General features: G+C 45.3%; 21 protein-coding genes and 2 other annotated features. Of the genes, 18 read left to right on the top strand and 3 right to left on the bottom strand.

The window, feature by feature from the left end; translation table 11 throughout:
- The first annotated feature begins 105 nt into the window (after positions 1-105).
- From dacB to N6H06_RS17395, 10 genes are all read left to right on the top strand, one after another.
- Positions 106-1,575 carry a D-alanyl-D-alanine carboxypeptidase/D-alanyl-D-alanine endopeptidase gene (gene dacB, locus N6H06_RS17440; protein WP_212954033.1) on the top strand — a complete coding sequence of 490 codons (1,470 nt, stop codon included), beginning with the start codon at positions 106-108 and terminating at the stop codon, positions 1,573-1,575.
- A gap of 230 nt (positions 1,576-1,805) precedes the next feature.
- Positions 1,806-2,558 carry a YIP1 family protein gene (locus tag N6H06_RS17435; RefSeq protein ID WP_212954032.1) on the top strand — a complete coding sequence of 251 codons (753 nt, stop codon included), beginning with the start codon at positions 1,806-1,808 and terminating at the stop codon, positions 2,556-2,558.
- A gap of 2 nt (positions 2,559-2,560) precedes the next feature.
- Positions 2,561-3,892 carry an efflux RND transporter periplasmic adaptor subunit gene (locus tag N6H06_RS17430; RefSeq protein ID WP_062749714.1) on the top strand — a complete coding sequence of 444 codons (1,332 nt, stop codon included), beginning with the start codon at positions 2,561-2,563 and terminating at the stop codon, positions 3,890-3,892.
- Positions 3,889-4,563, top strand: coding sequence for an ABC transporter ATP-binding protein (locus N6H06_RS17425; RefSeq protein WP_062749713.1), 675 nt, complete (start codon positions 3,889-3,891; stop codon positions 4,561-4,563). The genes N6H06_RS17430 and N6H06_RS17425 overlap by 4 nt, the downstream gene beginning before the upstream one ends.
- Before the next feature lie 34 nt (positions 4,564-4,597).
- Positions 4,598-5,791 carry an ABC transporter permease gene (locus N6H06_RS17420; protein ID WP_062749712.1) on the top strand — a complete coding sequence of 398 codons (1,194 nt, stop codon included), beginning with the start codon at positions 4,598-4,600 and terminating at the stop codon, positions 5,789-5,791.
- 73 nt (positions 5,792-5,864) lie between these two features.
- Positions 5,865-5,984 (top strand) — a sequence feature (ribosomal protein L20 leader region).
- 66 nt (positions 5,985-6,050) lie between these two features.
- The gene (gene infC, locus N6H06_RS17415) at positions 6,051-6,554 is read left to right on the top strand and encodes a translation initiation factor IF-3 (RefSeq protein ID WP_062749711.1); all 504 of its coding nucleotides are present in this window, start codon (positions 6,051-6,053) and stop codon (positions 6,552-6,554) included.
- Between the two features lie 31 nt (positions 6,555-6,585).
- Positions 6,586-6,789, top strand: coding sequence for a 50S ribosomal protein L35 (gene rpmI / locus N6H06_RS17410; protein WP_062749710.1), 204 nt, complete (start codon positions 6,586-6,588; stop codon positions 6,787-6,789).
- Positions 6,790-6,819: 30 nt separating this feature from the next.
- Positions 6,820-7,179 (top strand): 50S ribosomal protein L20, encoded by a 360-nt coding sequence (gene rplT, locus N6H06_RS17405; protein WP_011247530.1) that lies wholly within the window; start codon positions 6,820-6,822, stop codon positions 7,177-7,179.
- Positions 7,180-7,371: 192 nt separating this feature from the next.
- Entirely contained in the window at positions 7,372-7,707 is a 336-nt protein-coding gene (locus tag N6H06_RS17400; RefSeq protein ID WP_062749709.1) for a DUF485 domain-containing protein, read from the top strand.
- Complete coding sequence (locus N6H06_RS17395; RefSeq protein WP_062749708.1) at positions 7,704-9,230, top strand: solute symporter family protein; 1,527 nt, start codon at positions 7,704-7,706, stop codon at positions 9,228-9,230. Before N6H06_RS17400 ends, N6H06_RS17395 begins: the two co-directional genes overlap by 4 nt.
- 183 nt (positions 9,231-9,413) lie before the next feature.
- Here the strand turns inward: N6H06_RS17395 and N6H06_RS17390 are convergent, their stop codons facing one another.
- Complete coding sequence (locus N6H06_RS17390; protein WP_062749707.1) at positions 9,414-9,815, bottom strand: hypothetical protein; 402 nt, start codon at positions 9,813-9,815, stop codon at positions 9,414-9,416.
- A gap of 182 nt (positions 9,816-9,997) precedes the next feature.
- Between N6H06_RS17390 and N6H06_RS17385 the strand changes: the two genes are divergently transcribed.
- Both N6H06_RS17385 and N6H06_RS17380 read left to right on the top strand, forming a co-directional pair.
- On the top strand, positions 9,998-11,047 hold the full coding sequence (locus tag N6H06_RS17385) for a M42 family metallopeptidase (protein WP_062749928.1): 1,050 nt from the start codon (positions 9,998-10,000) through the stop codon (positions 11,045-11,047).
- Positions 11,048-11,063: 16 nt separating this feature from the next.
- Positions 11,064-11,351 carry a hypothetical protein gene (locus N6H06_RS17380; protein ID WP_263707593.1) on the top strand — a complete coding sequence of 96 codons (288 nt, stop codon included), beginning with the start codon at positions 11,064-11,066 and terminating at the stop codon, positions 11,349-11,351.
- Between the two features lie 20 nt (positions 11,352-11,371).
- Here N6H06_RS17380 and N6H06_RS17375 read toward each other — a convergent pair whose 3' ends face one another.
- Complete coding sequence (locus N6H06_RS17375; protein WP_062749705.1) at positions 11,372-11,560, bottom strand: hypothetical protein; 189 nt, start codon at positions 11,558-11,560, stop codon at positions 11,372-11,374.
- Between the two features lie 118 nt (positions 11,561-11,678).
- Positions 11,679-11,888 (bottom strand): small acid-soluble spore protein SspI, encoded by a 210-nt coding sequence (gene sspI, locus N6H06_RS17370; protein ID WP_011247525.1) that lies wholly within the window; start codon positions 11,886-11,888, stop codon positions 11,679-11,681.
- A 125-nt stretch (positions 11,889-12,013) separates the two neighbouring features.
- Here sspI and N6H06_RS17365 point away from each other — a divergent pair, with 125 nt between their 5' ends.
- From N6H06_RS17365 to polX, 6 genes are all read left to right on the top strand, one after another.
- A complete protein-coding gene (locus tag N6H06_RS17365; protein WP_062749704.1) occupies positions 12,014-12,754 on the top strand; it encodes a TrmH family RNA methyltransferase in 741 nt (246 codons plus the stop codon).
- A 56-nt stretch (positions 12,755-12,810) separates the two neighbouring features.
- Positions 12,811-13,025, top strand: a binding site (T-box leader).
- Positions 13,026-13,087: 62 nt separating this feature from the next.
- A complete protein-coding gene (pheS, locus tag N6H06_RS17360; RefSeq protein WP_212954028.1) occupies positions 13,088-14,122 on the top strand; it encodes a phenylalanine--tRNA ligase subunit alpha in 1,035 nt (344 codons plus the stop codon).
- 13 nt (positions 14,123-14,135) lie between these two features.
- Positions 14,136-16,562 carry a phenylalanine--tRNA ligase subunit beta gene (gene pheT, locus N6H06_RS17355; RefSeq protein WP_212954027.1) on the top strand — a complete coding sequence of 809 codons (2,427 nt, stop codon included), beginning with the start codon at positions 14,136-14,138 and terminating at the stop codon, positions 16,560-16,562.
- Positions 16,563-16,703: 141 nt separating this feature from the next.
- Positions 16,704-16,940, top strand: coding sequence for a cell division protein ZapA (gene zapA, locus N6H06_RS17350; protein WP_062749701.1), 237 nt, complete (start codon positions 16,704-16,706; stop codon positions 16,938-16,940).
- A gap of 1 nt (position 16,941) precedes the next feature.
- On the top strand, positions 16,942-17,481 hold the full coding sequence (locus tag N6H06_RS17345; RefSeq protein WP_011247520.1) for a CvpA family protein: 540 nt from the start codon (positions 16,942-16,944) through the stop codon (positions 17,479-17,481).
- Between the two features lie 151 nt (positions 17,482-17,632).
- Positions 17,633-19,348, top strand: a complete 1,716-nt coding sequence (polX, locus tag N6H06_RS17340; protein ID WP_263707592.1) for a DNA polymerase/3'-5' exonuclease PolX — start codon at positions 17,633-17,635, stop codon at positions 19,346-19,348.
- Positions 19,349-19,370: the final 22 nt, after the last annotated feature.

Here is a 19,370-nt window from a genome sequence, read left to right as displayed (position 1 = left end):
GGTATGTAGAAGTTGTTCCTTTTATAGAGGGCAGCTTCTTTTTTAGGTTTATTTTGTAGAGAGTGGAATAAACTGAACGTAGCATCTCTAAAGGAGGGGAAGCCAGTGAAGAAGAATGGGCGTTTAGCATTGTTGGCGATTGTTGTGGTCTTGCTTGTATTTCCTCTTACAACCTCATTCCAGGCAAAAGAAAAAACGCCACAGTTCGCAGAGGAAATCGCTGCGATATTGGAACATGAACGTTTGGCTGGCGCATCTGTTGCCGTGAGTGTCCGGGACGGCGCTACCAATGAACTGTTGTTTGAACACAATGGGAACATGCTGCTCCATCCAGCCTCTTCGATGAAAGTGTTAACTGCTGTTGCTGCTTTAACGGAGCTAGGCAGTGACCATACGTTCAAAACGACCGTGTTTACAGACGGCAAAATAAGCAAACGCATCCTCCATGGAAATGTATACATAAAAGGGGGTGGCGACCCTACGCTCATGGAAGCAGAATTAAATGAGCTTGCACAGGAGCTACGCGACAAAGGCATCAAAAAAATAAATGGCGATATAATCGCCGATGAATCACGCTATGACGACGTACGGCTATCCCAAGATTTGAATTGGTCGGATGAATCGTTTTATACAGGGGCGCAAGTGTCAGCATTGACTCTTTCTCCGACAGACGACTATGATGCAGGAACCATTTTGGTTGAAGTGACCCCGGCAAAAAAAGCAGGCCAAAGAGCAATTGTCACGACGCAGCCTGACGTTAAAGCAGTGCCTATTATGAATGAGGCATTGACAGTAGCAGCCGGCGAACAGAAATCGTTAAACATAGAAAGAGAACACGGCAAAGCTGACATCCGCATCACCGGCAATGTGCCCATTGGTGCAAACGCGACAAGAAGTTGGGTAGCCGTATGGGAGCCGGCTCAATATACAACTGCTGTATTTAAGCAGGCTCTTAACAATGCGGGGATCGATATAAAAAAGGCGGAGGAGACAATAGGGTACGTGCCTAAAAACGCAGTGAAACAAGCTGAACGAGAGTCGATGCCTTTGCGTGAACTGCTTGTGCCCTTTTTAAAGCTTAGCAATAATGGACATGGAGAAGTGCTTGTAAAAGAAATCGGTTATGTAAAAGAAGGAGAGGGGAGCTGGGATGCGGGGTTGCCTCTTGTCGCAGAAAGCACCGAGCAGCTTGGAGCAAGCGGGCCTTTTTTGCTGCGCGATGGCTCGGGCATGTCCCATAAGACCCTCGTTGCGGCAAATGATTTAACGAGCGTGCTCTATCACGCTCAGCAGCAGCATTGGTTTGCTGATTTTTACAATGGTCTACCAGTTGCTGGAGAAAAAGACCGGCTTGTTGGCGGAACGATGCGGAATCGTTTAGGTGGGATAGAAGGGGAAGTGAGAGCAAAAACAGGCTCTCTTACAGGGGTATCAAGCTTAACTGGCTATGCAAGGACAAATGATGGCAATAGCTATTTGTTTACGATTATAATGAATAATTTCATTGGCGAGAGCCAAACGATTCGACATATTGAAGATGAGATCGTGTTGGCGATTCTTGGCGAATCACCCTAATGGATACGAAGGGCGCGCGGCTAAAGAGAGCCGGGCGTCTTTTGACCGTGAGTTGTTCGTTTTAGAGCACACGCTCTCGAAAATAGCGATCAAACGTGTTCTGAGAACGGTGAGGCGAGCCAACAAAAAATTCTAAAGTTTTTATAAAGTGCCTGGTTTTTCTAGTATTTAGCAGTATAATAGAAAAATAGATATGTACCGAATTTCTAGTTATCGAAGGAGAACGAGAGATGGAACAATTCAAGGAGACACACCAGCCTGAAGAGTTCGCTTTTTCAAAAAAGCCCAATATTTTCGCCTTTCTTTTTAACCCAAGTAAACAGTTTGTGCGCATGAAAGTGGAACCGTCCGTCGGCTTTCCGATGTTTATCATCCTCTGCCTCGTCTTGCTTGGCCTGCTTTTTCCCGTTTTTACTGGACAAGGAGGGCTAATTGACTTAGATGCGGTTGCCTATGACGGCGACATGGATGGGATGATGATGGAAGAAATCTACATGGAGGATGCCATGTATGAAGAAGAGGCGCCGTTGTTTGCTAGCTTTAACATAGATGGCCTCGTTTCAGGCATTATAATTGGAATGATTATGCTAGTTGCTTATGCGGCCGGACCGCCTTTGCTTGCGCTTATCTTGTTTGCGATTTCGAAAATGCAAAACAACCAGACGCCCTATAAGGCAATCTATTCAATGACTGTTTTTGCCACGCTCGTAAGCGCCATCGGCTTTCTGTATTTGATGATTGTCAATGCAGCAAACGGAACGTACGGCTATATTTATACCGCGCCATCGGTGTTTGTTAATGAAACACACCCATTCTATCCTCTGTTACAAAGCTTGGAAATCTCTACGCTTGCATTTATTGCTTTTATTTCGCTGGGGCTTATGAAGACAGCCAACTTTAAAAAATTCCCAGCAATTGCGATTGGGGTGGGCATATTTGCATTGGTGTTTATTGTCAATTTAATAGGGGGGCTTCTGCGTTGAGTATGAAAAAAGCAATCATTGGTGGAGTGGTTGTTGTATCTATTGCCACGTTTACTTATTTTGGACTTTCTAATGCCCGTGAAACAGGGGGCGGAATGACAGGATACACGGTCGATTTGGTTACACCGATGAATGAAGTAATGGACTCCACCGTGATGGTTCCAGGGAAGTTAGAGTTAGTCGATCGCCAGTTAGTGACAGAAATGGCTGAGCATAGCGGGTTTGAAATATTGGTCGATGTCGGCGATGAAGTTGAAGAAGGGACGCCGCTCGTCCAATATGACACATCTGAGCTTGATTTTGAGCAACAGGACGTTGAGCTGCAAATTGAAAAAGCCAATGCGATGATTGCGGAACTTGCGAAGCAAGAAGAGGATGTGAAGAAGCGTAAAAATGGGCCTGATGTCAAACCGACCTATGTGACGGACGAGGAGACAGGTGAAAAAACGGAAATTGAACCGGTCGTGACGGTTGCTGAGCTTGACGCTGAGTTGGCCGAGCTTGCCGCACAGAAAAAAGAAGAAGCGTTCGGATTGACGCGGCTACAGAACCAATTAGAAAGCATTAAAGAGCAAAAAGAACAATTGACCGTGAAAAGCAAAATTGCAGGAACGGTCATTAAGAGAAACGATACGGCAGAGGAAAGCAATGAAGGCCTCGGTGAAAGTACGACAAATGCGTTGCTTGAAGTGGCCGACACGAGCCAATTTACGATTACAGGCAACATTTCCGAGCAGCAATCCCTAGAAGTCGAGCCTGGCCATCCTGTTATGATTACATCTGATACAGTAGAAGATGGTTTTTGGGAAGGAGAAGTAGTCGATGTCTCTTATTTCCCGACTGAAAGCGATGAATGGTACGGAGATTCGTCGAGCTCCCAATACCCCGTTACGATTAAAATGACCGAAGGTGATACGGACAAGCTCCGGCCAGGTTACCAAGTTTATGCTGAAATTATAACAATGGAACATGAAGGGCTCGCTTTGCCTATGGAAGCGATCCAATACGATGAGTTTTCCTCGTTTGTTTACGTTTATGAAGACGGTAACGCTGTACGTAGGGATGTGGAAATTGGAATTGCAACTGAATATTCAATCGAGATTTTAGAGGGCGTGACAGAAGCAGATGAGGTCATTCTCGATTACATGGGAGAAGTGCATGATGGCATGGCTGTCACGCCTGCCGTTTACGAAGATGGCGACTTTGAAGAAGGGCTTGACGGGGTCGACGAACAGTTTGAAGAAGGAGAAGAACCGTTAGAAGCGCCAGCTGACGGGGAAGAAGGCGAAGTGATTGAAGGCGTCGAGATTATTGAAGAGGACGATGATGTATGATTGTGCTCAAACAGGTGACTAAATCGTTCCGCGTTGGGCAAGCTTGGTCGCAAGTGCTAGCTCCCATCGATTTAACGATTGAACAAGAAAGTTTTATGTCAATCATGGGCCCATCTGGTTCTGGGAAATCGACGCTAATGAATATCATTGGATGTCTTGACAAGCCGACAACAGGCGAGTATTTGCTTGATGGCCAGATGATTGGCACACTAAGCGAAAAAGAACTTGCCAAGATCCGCAACGAAAAAATCGGGTTTGTGTTCCAGCAATTTCATTTATTGCCCCGGCTTTCGGCATGGAAAAACGTCGAATTGCCAATGGTGTATGCCGGCATCAAAAAAAATGAGCGAAAAGAGCGGGCATATGAGGCATTGAAAAAAGTTGGCCTTGGTGACCGTGCTACATACAAGCCTGCTTCCCTTTCAGGCGGTCAGAAACAACGAGTCGCCATCGCCCGGGCGCTAGTCAACAATCCGTCGATTATATTGGCGGACGAGCCGACTGGCGCTCTCGATTCGAAAACGAGCGAATCGATTATGGAATTGCTCCGTGGTTTAAATGAAGAAGGGGTAACCATTTCAATTATTACTCATGAAACGGAAATTGCGGAAAAAACAGACCGGACTGTTTTTGTAAAGGATGGGAAAATCCAGGAGGCAACAGCTTCCTGACAAGCTGCTTGTTTTCCGGAAAGGAACGAGGCCTGTGAACATCATTGAAAACATCAAAATGGCGTTTCATTCGATTGCTGCGCAAAAATTGAGGGCGCTTTTAACAACGCTTGGCATTATTATCGGTGTTGCTGCTGTCATCATGGTTGTGGCCATTGGGCAAGGTGCTGAACAAAAGTTGAAAGCACAAATCGTAGGCGTGGAAAACATTCGGGAGATTTATTTCGAGCCATCGGAAATCGATGAACAGGAAAATCCGAACATTTACGCCTTTTGGCAGTACTCGGAACAAGACGTAGCAGACATTCAAGCGTTGCCTTCTGTTCAGTCAGTTGTCGCTTCTAGTGCCGAACACACGACGATTTTGGCGGGCGATGAACAGGTTGAAACGGAAGTTAACGGAATCAACATGCACTATATGGATCTTTACGACTATGAAGCCTTAGAAGGGAATCTACTTCATCCAGTTGACTATTTAACGGGGACGAGGAAAGCCGTCATTACATCTGTGCTGGCTGAACAACTGTTTCCTTACGAGTCTGCTGTCGGGCAAACGGTAAAAGTTGGCGCTTATCCGATTGAAATTGTCGGCGTATTAGCACCGTCTGACAGCATTATTAACTTTGAAAGGGAACAATTGTTGCTTTCCTATGAAACGTGGAAACAAATTTTCTTCCGTGATGGGTTTGACTCCATCCATATTAAGGCGGAAACAGTAGAAGACGTTGAAATGGCTGTAGCGGATGCAGCTGCGATTTTAAATGAAAACCATAGCACATTTGACGCCTACAAAAGCTATGATATGAGCGAATTTTTGGAAACAGACTCAACAATTACCCGTGTCATGACGGTAATCATCGGTGGCATCGCTGGCATTTCGCTTCTTGTCGGGGGAATTGGCGTCATGAATATTATGCTTGTTTCAGTGACAGAACGAACGAGAGAAATCGGCATCCGCAAGTCAATGGGGGCCACCAGAGGACAAATCCTGTTCCAATTTTTAATTGAATCGATTGTGTTGACCGTGCTTGGTGGGGCAGCAGGCATTTTGTTCGGGGCGCTGCTCGTACAGCTAATCGGCAACGCATTTGATATGGACGTCGTTTTGTCTGGAACGGTTGTCTTAATTGCGACTGCTTTCTCCCTTGGGGTCGGCATGCTGTTTGGCATATTGCCAGCCAATAAAGCGGCGAAGTTAGATCCAGTTGAATCACTACGATATGAATAAAGGCAGGCGAAATTTAGCAACGTGCATTGACAGGGACAATTCACCATGGTAAGATACGTCTTGTGTTAGTTAATAAAGCAAGAAGAAGCGCCCGCTTCTCACCTGTACGACATTGGTTGCCAGGTTAGAAACCGTCAGTTTGTTAAAATGCTGATTAAGTGTGGGTGCCGTGCGTCCACACTTTTTTCGCGTTTAGACGCGTAAATTGCTTTAGCTGCATCACAAAATCCACTGGAGGTGGCTCATTATTAGCAAGGACATGTTGGTCAATGAAGGGATTCGGGCTCGTGAGGTACGTCTGGTTGGCGCCAACGGCGACCAAATTGGCGTCAAGTCAAAGCATGAAGCACTGGAAATGGCACAAAGAGTAAATCTTGACCTTGTCTGTGTGGCGCCAAATGCAAAACCGCCTGTTTGCCGGATTATGGATTACGGGAAATACCGCTACGAACAGCAAAAGAAAGAAAAAGAAGCGCGCAAAAATCAAAAAGTTATTACAATCAAAGAAGTACGTTTAAGCCCGACGATTGAAGACAATGACTTTAATACAAAGCTTCGCAATGCCCGTAAATTCCTAGAAAAAGGCGATAAGGTGAAAGCATCCATTCGTTTCCGTGGTCGTGCAATTACGCACTCACAAATCGGGCGTGACGTACTTGAACGTCTCGCGAAAGAATGCGAGGACATCGCAACGATTGAGGCCCGCCCAAAAATGGAAGGCCGCAGCATGTTTCTCGTTATGGCACCTAAAACCGAGAAATAAGGGCAGGAATTAGTTAAAGGAGGACGTCGTTATGCCTAAAATGAAAACACACCGCGGCGCTGCTAAGCGTTTTAAGAAAACAGGAACTGGCAAGCTTAAGCGCTCACATGCTTACACAAGCCATATGTTCCGCAATAAATCACAGAAACAAAAGCGCAAACTCCGCAAAGCGGCAATTGTGCATACTGGAGATTTTAAACGCATTCATCAAATGCTCACATACAAGAAAAAATAACTGTTCGGATAGATTAAGGAGGGATTTGCGATGCCAAGAGTAAAAGGCGGTTATGTCGCTCGTCGTCGTCGTAAAAAAGTATTAAAACTAGCAAAAGGATACTACGGTTCGAAGCATACGCTTTTTAAATCAGCACAAGGCCAGGTCATGAAATCCTTGCAATATGCATACCGTGATCGCCGTCAGAAGAAACGCGATTTCCGCAAACTTTGGATTACGCGTATTAATGCAGCCGCGCGCTTAAATGGCCTTTCCTATAGCCGTTTAATGCATGGCCTAAAGCTAGCTGAAATTAACGTTAACCGCAAAATGCTTGCTGATCTAGCAGTTAACGATGAAAAAGCATTTGCTCAACTTGCTGATAAAGCAAAAGAAAGCTTAAATAGCTAAAAACACACGCAGCCAACCATTACATTGGCTGCTTTTTTGTGTTTCGCCACTCTGCTCTCGCTATTTTAGAAACTTGACTAGAAACAACTTTGTTTTATGAGTAAAGTCTATTTGCAGAAAGTTTGTAATTGACAATATGGTAGCGTTTTCATATGATAATGACATACTGATAATCGTAGGAGGGGAAACAGTATGCAACGAAAAAAAGGCGAAACGGAGTATGAGCGCATAACGAAAAGCGCTTCCTTTGCGGAGCTGATGAAAAAGAAAAAAGCGTTTTTAGTGCCTAGTATTCTATTTTTTATGGTCTTTTACTTTTCCTTGCCAGTGCTCGCCGTTTATACCACTGTCTTGGAAGCGCCGGTAATTGGCGAAATCACATGGGCATGGGTGCTTGCGATCGCGCAATTTATTATGACATGGACGTTTTGCATTTTGTATGTAAAAAAATCAGCGCGGTTTGATCAGCTTGCTGAAAAGGTAGTAAGCGAGCAAGATACTGAGAGGAAAGAAGGGACAGGTTTATGAACATTACGGTCATTTCTCTATTTCTGGCGATCGTTCTGTTGACGCTTGTTATCACTTACTATGCGGCGAAACGGACAAAGACAGCAAGCGAATTTTATACAGCTGGAGGCGGTTTGACTGGCTGGCAAAACGGGCTTGCGATTGCAGGCGATTACTTGTCAGCAGCCTCGTTTTTAGGGATAGCCGGTGCCATTGCTTTGTTTGGCTTTGACGGGTTCTTTTACAGTATTGGCTACTTAGTTGCCTACTTGGTCGTGATGTTTGTTGTTGCAGAACCACTCCGGAACTTAGGGAAATATACGCTTGCCGACATGATCCATTCTCGTTTTGATGCGAGGAAAGTCCGGGGTGTTGCTGCTGGGAGCACGATTACAATTGTGATCTTCTACATGATCGCCCAGTTGGTTGGAGCTGGAGCGCTCATTCAATTGTTGTTTCAAATTCCATATACATACGCTGTGCTGTTAGTAGGCGTTATGATGACCATTTATGTGTTGTTTGGCGGAATGACAGCGACAAGTTGGGTGCAAATTGTCAAAGCTACATTGCTAATGGTCGCGACTGCGGCGATTTCGATCATGGTGTTGGTCCGGTTTAACTTTAACATTTTGGACATGTTTGCCTCTGTTGGCGCTTCCCAAGAAGAAGGGTTTTTGCATCCTGGAATGCAAGGGAGAGCTCCACTTGACTCCATTTCGCTCATGCTCGCTCTCGTTTTAGGAACGGCAGGCTTGCCACATATTCTGATGCGCTTTTTTACCGTAAAGGATGCAAAGACAGCACGTAGTTCCGTTGTTACTGCAACTTGGATTGTCGGAATCTTTTATATTCTAACGATTTTCCTTGGATTCGGTGCTGCTGCATTTGTCGGTTCTGCCGATATTATTGCTGCCAATCCAGCTGGAAATATGGCGGCTCCATTATTAGCAGAACGTCTTGGCGGTGATTTGTTTATGTCCTTTGTCGCTGCTGTCGCTTTTGCCACGATTCTAGCGGTTGTAGCAGGGCTCGTGCTTTCAGGCGCTTCGGCGTTTGCCCATGATGTTTATGGGCAAATCATTAAAAAAGGAAAAATTACGGAGAAGCAACAAGTGGTAGCCGCGCGAATTGCCTCGGTTACAGTGGCAGGGCTATCGATTGTGCTGGCGCTATTTGCACAAAATATGAATGTTGCCTTTCTTGTTGCCCTTGCTTTCTGTGTGGCGGCAAGCGCCAACTTGCCTGTCATTGTTTATACCATTTACTGGAAGAGATTCAACACTGCTGGGGCCGTAACAGCGATGTTGTCAGGCTTGTTCTCTGCTTTGATACTCGTTGCGATCAGTCCAAATGTCCTATCGCCGACAGGCGATGCATTTATTACAGCAGAACCGCTTATTTCATTAACGAATCCGGCAATTATTTCTGTTCCAATTGGCTTTATCGGCGGCGTGGTAGGGACGTTGTTGTCTAAAAAGCGGGATGATGCCAAATACGCAGAAGTGAAAGTGCGGGCCAATATTGGCTATCGAAAAGCGGAATAAACGCAGACTTCAATTTGTCGGCAACATCAATCACACATGCTAGACGAGGAAAGGGAAGTGGTGAATAGAACGGCCGTTCCATAAGCAGTGATTTTCTTGCTCACGGACGCTTGTTTCGGCACAAAGAACTGCGCAAACACAACGTATGTAAGCATGTGTCGACAGTGTAAGGGAGCGCTAATCCTAGCGCTCCTCAGGTTGTTTGGCTTGTTTCATGAATTCTTTAATCGGCGATGCCCATTCAATTGTCGACTCTGGATAACGTAAGAGGACTTCTTCTTCAATAAAATGAAAGTCAGAAAAGGTTAAGCCGCGGAGTCTATCTGTATCTGCTTTTATATAAACGCGGACGACTTCAAATGATTCCTTTGTCGCCTCTAAATACTTTTCTCCTTCAAACATAATTCCTTTAAACGTGAGTTGGAAATTTTTGCGCACATTCGTGCTATCGTCCAAAAAATAAAACTGATGCGCGTTCTGGGCTTTTTTTAGCTTTCGTTCGGGCTGCAATGTATATTTTATTAAACTATAGGAAATGACAACAATGGTAGCTACAATCAGTAGCCGAAAGATTAGGACGAGCACGGGCTAACCCCCCTTTTTTGCATAATTGTTTTCAATGTATACGTCTCTACAACAAAAAAGGTTTCACTTTTATTAATAAAAGTTTCTATTTGGCTTTTAAAAATTTGTTGGCTGCTGCTGTTTTCGCTATACTGGGAAGGAATTCATAAAAGGAGTGGAACAATTTGGATCAACAATTGCAAATGCTAAAAGCGCTAACTGATGCAAACGGGGTTTCCGGTTTTGAAAAAGAAGCACGGGATGTCATGAAGTCATATATTGCTCCTTTTGCCGATTCTGTGGAAACGGACCATTTGGGCAGTTTGATTGCAAAAAAAACGGGCAATGCAGATGGTCCGAAAATTATGGTCGCTGGCCACTTAGATGAAATTGGGTTTATGGTGAAAAGCATTGATGAAAAAGGATTTTTGCGTTTCCAAACCATCGGCGGCTGGTGGGGCCAAGTTTTGCTAGCCAGCCGTGTAACAGTCATTACAGACAACGGGCCGATTCCTGGCGTTATCGGCTCTAAGCCGCCCCACGTGCTGTCGCCAGAAGCACGGAAAAAACCAGTCGAGATTGAGGACATGTTTATCGACATCGGCGCCACATCAAAAGAGGAAGCACAGGAGTTTGGCGTCAAGCCTGGAAACCCAATTGCGCCTTTGTGCGAATTTACAGTGATGAAAAATGAGAAATTGTTGATGGCAAAAGCATGGGATAATCGTATCGGCTGTGCCATCGCCATTGAGGTACTCAAATCATTACACGACGTCGAACACCCCAATGTTGTCTACGGAGTTGGAACGATACAAGAGGAAGTCGGTTTGCGTGGGGCGAAAACGAGTGCACATGCAATACAGCCAGACATCGGCTTCGCAATTGATGTTGGCATTGGGGCAGATACGCCGAACACGAAGGGCGAAGGCACGCTTGGAGCTGGCCCGCAAATTATTTTATACGACGGTTCGATGATTGGTCATAAAAACCTAAGGGATTTTGTCGTCAAAACAGCAGAGGAAAACAACATTCCTTTCCAATATGACACCATTTCAGGAGGAGGGACAGATGGAGGCGCCATCCATTTAACTGCCAATGGCGTTCCGGCCTTGTCGATTACGATTGCAACTCGCTACATTCATACCCACGCAGGTTTACTTCACCGAGATGATTACAACAACACAGTGAAACTGCTTGTTGAGTTGATTAAACGGCTGGATGGGGAAATGGTCAAAAACATCACATTTGCTTAAAAACGGGAGGAACAGAATGAATAAGTTCGGGAAATGGTCATTCTTTCTCGCCATTATTTCGCTTGTGTTGTTTATTGCCTTTTCACTCTTGCTAACTACAGGCTATGCGTTGCAACTTTCGCCTAGCACGACAAGCGCGGTCGGTACCGTTGCCGTTGTTGCTCTAGTGGCAAGCGCGATTGTTAGTTTGGTGTCTCTTGCAAAAGGGGAAACTGGCAAGTGGAAGCTTGCACCGTGGCTCTTAATCGGCGCAAGTGTGCTCGTACTCGTTATCTTGCTTAATGTAGTGTGGATGAGCGCTTGAATGAAGAATATTCGAAAATATTATCTTGTGAGCTCATTGCGGACGATATCTACCCCATATAAGAAAATGCTAACATGGAGTAAAAACAAAAAGTGGCGGAATCCTTTCAACCCAAATTGGTCAATCGGGTGAGCAAACATAAACAAGAGTCCATAGACGATTAAGCAGAGTGCAATGAGAGAAAATCCCCAACGTAAAATCATTGCCATTGGCCGCTCCTTCCACTGTCATAGTCTAGTGTATGGGACAGCACGCCCGTTTATTATACAAGCTGCTGTCCTTGGCTAAAGTAATTACGAAAAAAGCGAACAGGAAAATCCTGCTCGCTTATTCATTAAGCCCTTTGCTAATTTCAGCACAAAGCTCGTCTTTTTGGGATTCATCTGCATGTTTCCAGTAGACTTCAAAAAGCACGCCAAGTCCCGGCAACATTTTTTCTTCGCCACTTTCCATGGCATCGACAATTGTTGCTTCCACTTCTTGTTGGGAACTGCCTTGTATATTCGCCATAATCGCGTTGCGCAAATTAAAGCTCATTGAAATAACCCCCTTTAAAATGGTGAATCGACTAGTAGTATTCCCGAACCAGGGTGGATTATAAATGAAAAACAAGCTATTCTGTAAGTAAACGTCGACAACAGCATAAAAAGGGGCCATTGGTCATGAAACGGATTGAATCAGTCAAAAATGAACGAGTTAAAGCATGGAAAAAATTACATAGCAAAAAAGGACGTGACCAGACAGGGCGGTTTTTAATAGAAGGGGAACACTTAATTGAAGAAGCGTGGAAATCAGATTGGAAAGTGGAAACGGTGCTAACGACTGCCGACGATGTAGACTTATTTCCCGGGGAATGCATAGGCGTTTCTGAAGCCGTCATGAAGGAATTATCGGAGACAAAAAGCCCCCAAGGCATAATTGCTGTATGTCAAAAAAAACAGTGGAATGCCCCTGAACGGTTAAATGGGCGTTTTGTTCTTCTTGACCGGGTTCAGGACCCAGGCAATGTCGGCACGATTATCCGCACGGCATTGGCTGCTGATGCAGCAGGAGTGGTTTTAGGCAGTGGTTGTGCTGATTTATTCAATGCAAAAGTGATCCGGGCAACACAAGGGGCGTTGTTTCATTTGCCCGTTTATATTGGCGATTTGACTACCTGGATAAAGGCGCTGAAAGAAAGCGGCATTCCGGTTTACGGGACGTCTTTACATGATGCCACACCCCATGAACACTTTCCGCCACAAGAACAGTTTGCGCTTTTGCTGGGAAATGAAGGGGAAGGCGTGCAAAGCCATTTGTTGGACGCCGCTACTGAGAAACTATATATCCGCCAAAATCGAAAAGCAGAATCATTAAACGTTTCTGTAGCTGCTGGGATTTTGCTATTTGCCTTGAAAAGTTAAGCTTGCAGCTTGTGTGGCAATTGATTATAATAAAAAGCAATTGCAATTGTATAGGATAAAAAGCGTTGATAGAGAGTAGTAAGCTCAAAACCGCCTTTCAGGGAGGGAATGCCAAAGACTGGAAGCGTTTCTATGGTAGGATGGGCCGAATTCACTCTTGAGCTGGCATCTCCAAAGGATGTTCCCGGTTTAGAGCCGTTATGGATAATGAAGTTGCACTTTTTTAGCAAGTGCAAACGAAGGGTGGTACCACGGAGCTTTCGTCCCTTTTTAGGGAGTAGAAGGCTTTTTTTATTGTTTAAAAGGAAAGAAAGGATACAAGGAGGCATTGCCATGCGAGAACAGCTAACGGCATTAAAGCATGAGGCGTTGGACAAAGCCGAGGAAGCGAAATCAGAACAAGATATTCAAGCGATTCGCGTTGCCTATTTAGGAAAAAAGGGGCCGATTACCGAAGTCCTTCGCGGCATGGGGAAATTGTCAGCGGAAGAGCGCCCAATTATTGGTGCCCTCGCCAATGAAGTCCGTGATGAAATTAAGAACAAATTAGATGAAAAAAGTAAAAAACTTCAAGAAGTTGCGATTAAACAGCAGCTCGAACAAGAATCAATCGACGTGACGTTACCAGGTCGCCCAGCGCTTCAAGGCGCGATTCACCCATTGACTGCGGTTATCACGGAAATCGAAGAAATCTTTTTAGGGCTTGGTTTTTCGATTGGGGAAGGGCCAGAAATCGAAACCGATTATTACAACTTTGAAGCAATGAATTTGCCAAAAGACCACCCGGCAAGAGATATGCAGGATTCGTTTTATGTGACAGAGGACTTGCTGTTGCGGACGCAAACATCGCCAGTCCAGGCGAGGACAATGGAAAAATTTGCAGGAAAAGGCCCAGTTAAAGTCGTTGTCCCTGGGAAAGTGTTTCGCCGCGATGATGACGATGCAACCCACTCGCATCAATTCATGCAAGTGGAAGGGCTTTATGTTGATAAAAAAGTGCGTATGAGCGATTTGAAAGGTGTACTTGAAACGTTCGCGAAACAATTTTTTGGTCAAGACCGTTCCATTCGCCTGCGCCCAAGTTTCTTTCCATTTACCGAACCATCAGTGGAAGTCGATGTATCTTGTGGAATATGTAGCGGAAAAGGTTGCCGAGTATGCAAACAATCTGGTTGGATTGAAGTGCTTGGGGCAGGAATGGTTCACCCCCGTGTCCTTGAGATGAGCGGCTTTGATGCCAATGAGTATAGCGGCTTTGCCTTCGGCATGGGCGTGGAGCGTTTGGCAATGTTGAAATATGATATAGACGACATCCGCCAATTTTATGCAAATGATCTTCGGTTTCTAATGCAATTTAAAGACGTTTAAGGAGGGCGACACATTGCTCGTTTCATATAAATGGCTACAAGAATATATAGAGATTGGTGATATTAGCCCGCAAGAGATTGCCGAGAAAATGACGCGGAGCGGTATAGAAATTGACTTTATTCATGAACGGAACAAAGGGGCAACCAATGTGGTTGTCGGTTATGTGGCTGAAGTAGCACCTCATCCTGATGCGGACAAGCTAAATGTATGCCAAGTCGATATTGGCGAGGAAGAACATGTACAAATTGTTTGCGGGGCGCCAAATGTTAGCTCTGGCCAGTATGTCGCCGTTGCCAAAGTAGGGGCGCGCTTGCCTGGTGGCATCAAAATTAAAAAAGCGAAATTGCGTGGACAGCACTCCGAAGGAATGATTTGCTCTTTGCAAGAGCTCGGCATTGACAGCAAACTAGTACCTAAGGGCTATGTTGACGGGATTTATGTATTTCCGGAAACACAAAGCGTTGAACCTGGACAAGATGCGTTAGCACTTTTCGAGTTAAATGATAGTGTGCTGGAACTTGATTTAACACCGAATCGCTCTGATTGCATGCATATGCTTGGCGTTGCTTATGAGTTGGCTGCCCTTTATGATCGGCCAATAAAAATGCCGAAAACCAAAGTGAAGGAAGTCATCGAATCTGCTGACGGTTATATCGATGTCAGCGTCGAAAATGGAGAAGATACACCGTTTTATCAAGCGCTTGTGATAAAAGATGTCAAAATCGGACCATCGCCTTCATGGCTGCAAAACCGTCTAATGGCAGCAGGCATCCGTCCTATCAACAACGTCGTTGATGTTACCAACTACGTGCTTCTCGAATATGGGCAACCATTGCATGCGTTTGACTACCATGCCCTTGGCTCGAAATCAATCCATGTGCGTCGCGCAAAAGCTGAAGAGCCGTTTACGACACTAGATGGCGAGAAGCGGACGCTATCGCCTGAACAGTTAGTAGTCACAAATGGGCGCGAACCAGTGGCGCTTGCTGGTGTAATGGGCGGCCTTCATTCAGAAGTAAAAGCAGCAACAACGACCATAGTATTAGAGGCTGCAGCCTTCCATCCGACAGTTGTCAGACGCTCAGCTCGCCTTGCCGGTTTACGCAGTGACTCTAGCGCGAGGTTTGAAAAAGGCATTAATCAGGAACGGGTTTCAGAGGCAGCACGCCGAGCTGCTTACTTAATCCAAGAAATAGCTGGAGGGATCGTGTTAAGCGGAGCCGCCATTTCTGATGCTCGTGTCAGTTCAGAGAAAGTGATTGCCCTTGATTTGAGCAAAATGAATGAACGCATTGGGACAGATTTATCCATTATGGAAGTTGCTGCATTAATGGGACGTCTCCAGTTTCCGTGTGAAAAAGTCGGCTCAGATCTACATGTAACGGTTCCACATCGCCGTGGCGATATTACGATTCCAGAGGATTTGTACGAAGAAGTGGCACGCCTTTACGGATACGACCAGCTTCCTTCTACATTACCTGTTGGTACCACTACACAAGGGAAGCGGAGCGCTGAACAGGCAAAACGTCGGAAAATGGAGGCATATTTAAGAAGTGCGGGCCTTTCTGAAGCCATTTCGTATGCATTAACCAGTTCGGAGAAAGCAGCGTTGTTTGCTGAGGAAACGATTCAGCCGATCCAAGTGGCCATGCCAATGAGCGAAGAACGGAGCACAATGCGTACAAGTTTGCTTCCTCATTTATACGATATTTGCGCGTACAATTTGAATCGGAAAAACAATGACGTCCTCCTGTATGAACGGGGCTCAGTGTTTTTGAGTGAGCAAGAAACGTTGACGGAACTGCCTAAAGAACAGGAACGCCTTGCTGTCCTGTTGAGTGGGACTTATATGAGCCACCCATGGCAAGGCGAGAAAAAAGCAGTCGACTTTTATGTGCTAAAAGGGATTGCCGAAGGCTTAATGGAGGCGCTTGGCTTAAGTGAACAAATTGAATATAAGCCGGATGTGCGCTCAGGTTTCCATCCAGGTCGTACCGCCAACGTGCTGCTCAGGGGCGAGTCTATTGGTTTTCTAGCCCAAGTCCATCCGAGTACGCAAAAAACGCTTGATCTAAATGAAACATACGTGTTGGAACTAAACGTAGATGCGCTTTTTGCCGCGGAGGCAGAGACGCTCATTTACAAAGGGATCCCTCGCTATCCAGCGATTACCCGCGATATGGCTCTGGTTGTTTCAAAAGAAACGACGTCAGCTGAATTGATGGCAATTATCCGCGAAGCTGGCGGCGAATTATTGGAAAATGTTTCTGTTTTTGATGTGTACGAAGGCGAGCATTTGGAAAGCGGGAAAAAGTCAATCGCCTTTTCTCTGACTTACCGCCATGCAGAACGGACGTTAACGGACGAAGAAGCGTCTTCGGCCCATGAAGGGATAGTAGCAGAAGTGAAAAAGCAAACGGGTGCCGTATTGCGGGCATAGTGTGGAATGGGAAGCAATAGAACAATGGAGCGATTGCATTTAGCAATCGCTTTTTAGCAGTTTCCAATTTTGCTCTCGCATGGTATGATGAACATTAGTTTTAGGGTAGGGCACAATCAATGTGCGCTAGGAGGTTCTTTCGTGGAGAAGAACAATAATAAAAAAAGGACAACCGTCCGTATACAAGGACAAACTTACAAAGTGGTGAGCAGTGAGGAACCAGCTCATGTAAAAGCTGTAGCATCCTACATGAATGAAAAAATGGAGGAGCTAAAGAAGCGCAATCCTTATTTGGATTCAACAAAGCTAGCTGTTCTCACTGCTTTAAACATTGCTGATGAATACTTAAAATTGAAACGCCAATACGAAGGAGAATAACATGGTTAGTGCCGTTATTATGCTGTTGCTTCTAGTTGGCTTTTTAATTGGCCGGCGTAGAGGTTTTATTTTACAGTTTATCCACCTGGTTAGCTTTTTTGTAGCGATATTTGTTGCTTGGAACTACTATGAGCCCCTTGCCCGTACCATCCGCCTCTATATTCCATATCCGGAATTTTCGGCTGATGGGGCATTCGGCATGATTATCCAAGCCTTTGATGCAGAAAGTGTCTATTATTCAGCGATTGCGTTTGCGATTTTATTTTTTGGGACAAAAATCTTGCTTCACATTATTGGATCAATGCTTGATTTTGTTTCCCATTTGCCGATATTGCATACACTCAACCGCTTGCTTGGCGGCGTGCTCGGCTTCGTTGAGTTTTATTTGTTGCTGTTTGTATTGCTTTTTGTAGCAACGGCATTGCCAATAAACGAAGTGCAATCGGCATTGCAATCGTCCGTTGTCGCAGAATTTATGATTAACCATACGCCTTATCTGTCTGATTGGTTAAATGACTTATGGGTAAGGCCAACGTTTTAATTGGCAGCTCGCTACAGCGGGCTGCTTTTTGGCTCCACCTAGTTTAGGGGTGCGTTTTCCGCGGGAACCACTCGATTTTTTGCGGTTGCTGTTTGCGTTTGAATAGCAAAAGTCGGTATGATAGGGAAGGAGTAAGAAGGAGAGGACGCTAATGGACAAAAAACAAGCGATCCAAGTGTTAGAAACTATCGCGACTTACATGGAAATAAAAGGGGAAAACCCTTTTAAAATAGCTGCTTACCGGAGAGCAGCCCAGGCATTGGAACAAGACGGCCGCACGTTAGCGGAAATGGATGACCTAAAAGCGATCAATGGAATCGGCCAAGCAACGGCCGATGTCATCCAGGAATTTAAGGAAACAGGAGCGTCATCGTTGCTGAATGAATTGGCACAACAATTGCCGGCTGGGTTATTGCCGCTTCTTACGATTCCTGGACTTGGTGGCAAAAAGGTCGGCAAGCTTTACCGAGAACTTGGCATTACTGATGGAGAAAGCTTGCTTCAGGCAGCTAAAGCTGGTCAAATTCGCGGGCTTGCAGGGTTTGGCAAAAAATCAGAAGACAACATTATTGAAGCGCTTGCCGTTTGGAACGTACGACCAGAACGGCTTCCTGTTGCCGACGTGCTGCCGTTTTCCGAGCAACTTGAACAACAGATTGCTGGCTTTCGCGATGTGTTACGTTTTTCTCGAGCAGGCAGTTTACGTAGAATGAGGGAAACGGTCAAAGACTTGGACTATATCATTGCGACTGATAACCCTTCTTCGGTTAAAGAACAAATTTTGCGGCTAGAAGGGATTGCCAACATTATTGCGAAAGGAAATGGCAAAGTATCTGTTGAACTTGACCTTGAAGAACATACGATTTCGGTTGATTTTCGCCTTGTTCCCGATGAAGCTTTTGCAACAGCACTGCACCATTTTACTGGCTCCAAAGACCACAACGTCCGTATGCGGCAACTCGCCAAGAAACGTGGCGAAAAAATCAATGAATATGGAATTGAAACGGTGGAGACAGGCGCAATTAAAACATTTCCCGATGAGCGAGCCTTTTTTTCCCACTTTGGCTTGCCTTATATTTCACCGGAGGCCAGAGAAGATGGCAGCGAACTAGAACGCTATCGCGAGACGGCAGAAGAGGTTTCTCTAATCGATGCGAAAGCGGATTTGCATATGCATACGACGTGGAGTGATGGCGCCCATTCGCTTGAAGAAATGGCAGAAGCAGCAAAGAAGCGTGGTTATACCCATATTGCCATTACCGATCATTCCCGCTTTCTAAAAGTAGCCAACGGCTTATCGATTGAACGCTTAAAACAACAACATGAGTACATCAGGGAGTACAATCAACAAAATAACGGAATGACGATATTAACAGGAATTGAGATGGATATTCTCCCTAATGGGGAGCTTGATTATCCAGACGAGCTGTTAAGTGAAATCGACTTTGTAATCGCCTCGATCCATTCTGCATTTTCGCAAAGTGAGGAGAAACTGATGGAACGATTGCAAACAGCGATTTTCAACCCCCATGTTGACCTAGTTGCTCATCCAACAGGTCGCCTTATTGGCAAGCGCAAAGGCTATGCCGTACATGTGCCAACACTTATTCAATGGGCGAGTGAAGCTGGTTGCGCACTCGAATTGAATGCAAGTCCGAGGCGTCTTGATTTGGAAGTGACATGGTTAAAGTTAGCAGCAGAAACAGGCGTGCCGATTGCCATCAATTCAGACGCACATCGAATCGGTACACTTGCAAATGTTGAATATGGCTATGCTCATGCAAGAAAAGCGATGTTGTGTCCTGACCAAGTATTGAATACTTGGCCGTTGGAAAAATTGCAGCAATGGCTTAAACGCAGGCATTAGCTTTCAATAAAGGAGGTTGCAC

The sequence above is a fragment of the Shouchella tritolerans genome, from assembly GCF_025770735.1.
Classification (GTDB): Bacteria; Bacillota; Bacilli; order Bacillales; family Bacillaceae_D; genus Shouchella; species Shouchella tritolerans.
The sequence above is the reverse complement of the archived record's forward strand: the minus strand, read 5'-3'. Positions and strand labels throughout refer to the sequence as shown.

Coding starts and splice junctions, on each gene's coding strand:
- N6H06_RS17435 (WP_212954032.1), top strand. CDS start 1,806: ATGGAACAATTCAAGGAGACACACCAGCCTGAAGAGTTCGCTTTTTCA.
- N6H06_RS17430 (WP_062749714.1), top strand. CDS start 2,561: ATGAAAAAAGCAATCATTGGTGGAGTGGTTGTTGTATCTATTGCCACG.
- N6H06_RS17425 (WP_062749713.1), top strand. CDS start 3,889: ATGATTGTGCTCAAACAGGTGACTAAATCGTTCCGCGTTGGGCAAGCT.
- infC (WP_062749711.1), top strand. CDS start 6,051: ATGTTGGTCAATGAAGGGATTCGGGCTCGTGAGGTACGTCTGGTTGGC.
- rpmI (WP_062749710.1), top strand. CDS start 6,586: ATGCCTAAAATGAAAACACACCGCGGCGCTGCTAAGCGTTTTAAGAAA.
- rplT (WP_011247530.1), top strand. CDS start 6,820: ATGCCAAGAGTAAAAGGCGGTTATGTCGCTCGTCGTCGTCGTAAAAAA.
- N6H06_RS17400 (WP_062749709.1), top strand. CDS start 7,372: ATGCAACGAAAAAAAGGCGAAACGGAGTATGAGCGCATAACGAAAAGC.
- N6H06_RS17395 (WP_062749708.1), top strand. CDS start 7,704: ATGAACATTACGGTCATTTCTCTATTTCTGGCGATCGTTCTGTTGACG.
- N6H06_RS17385 (WP_062749928.1), top strand. CDS start 9,998: ATGCTAAAAGCGCTAACTGATGCAAACGGGGTTTCCGGTTTTGAAAAA.
- N6H06_RS17380 (WP_263707593.1), top strand. CDS start 11,064: ATGAATAAGTTCGGGAAATGGTCATTCTTTCTCGCCATTATTTCGCTT.
- N6H06_RS17375 (WP_062749705.1), bottom strand. CDS start 11,560: ATGGCAATGATTTTACGTTGGGGATTTTCTCTCATTGCACTCTGCTTA.
- sspI (WP_011247525.1), bottom strand. CDS start 11,888: ATGAGCTTTAATTTGCGCAACGCGATTATGGCGAATATACAAGGCAGT.
- N6H06_RS17365 (WP_062749704.1), top strand. CDS start 12,014: ATGAAACGGATTGAATCAGTCAAAAATGAACGAGTTAAAGCATGGAAA.
- pheS (WP_212954028.1), top strand. CDS start 13,088: ATGCGAGAACAGCTAACGGCATTAAAGCATGAGGCGTTGGACAAAGCC.
- N6H06_RS17345 (WP_011247520.1), top strand. CDS start 16,942: ATGGTTAGTGCCGTTATTATGCTGTTGCTTCTAGTTGGCTTTTTAATT.
- polX (WP_263707592.1), top strand. CDS start 17,633: ATGGACAAAAAACAAGCGATCCAAGTGTTAGAAACTATCGCGACTTAC.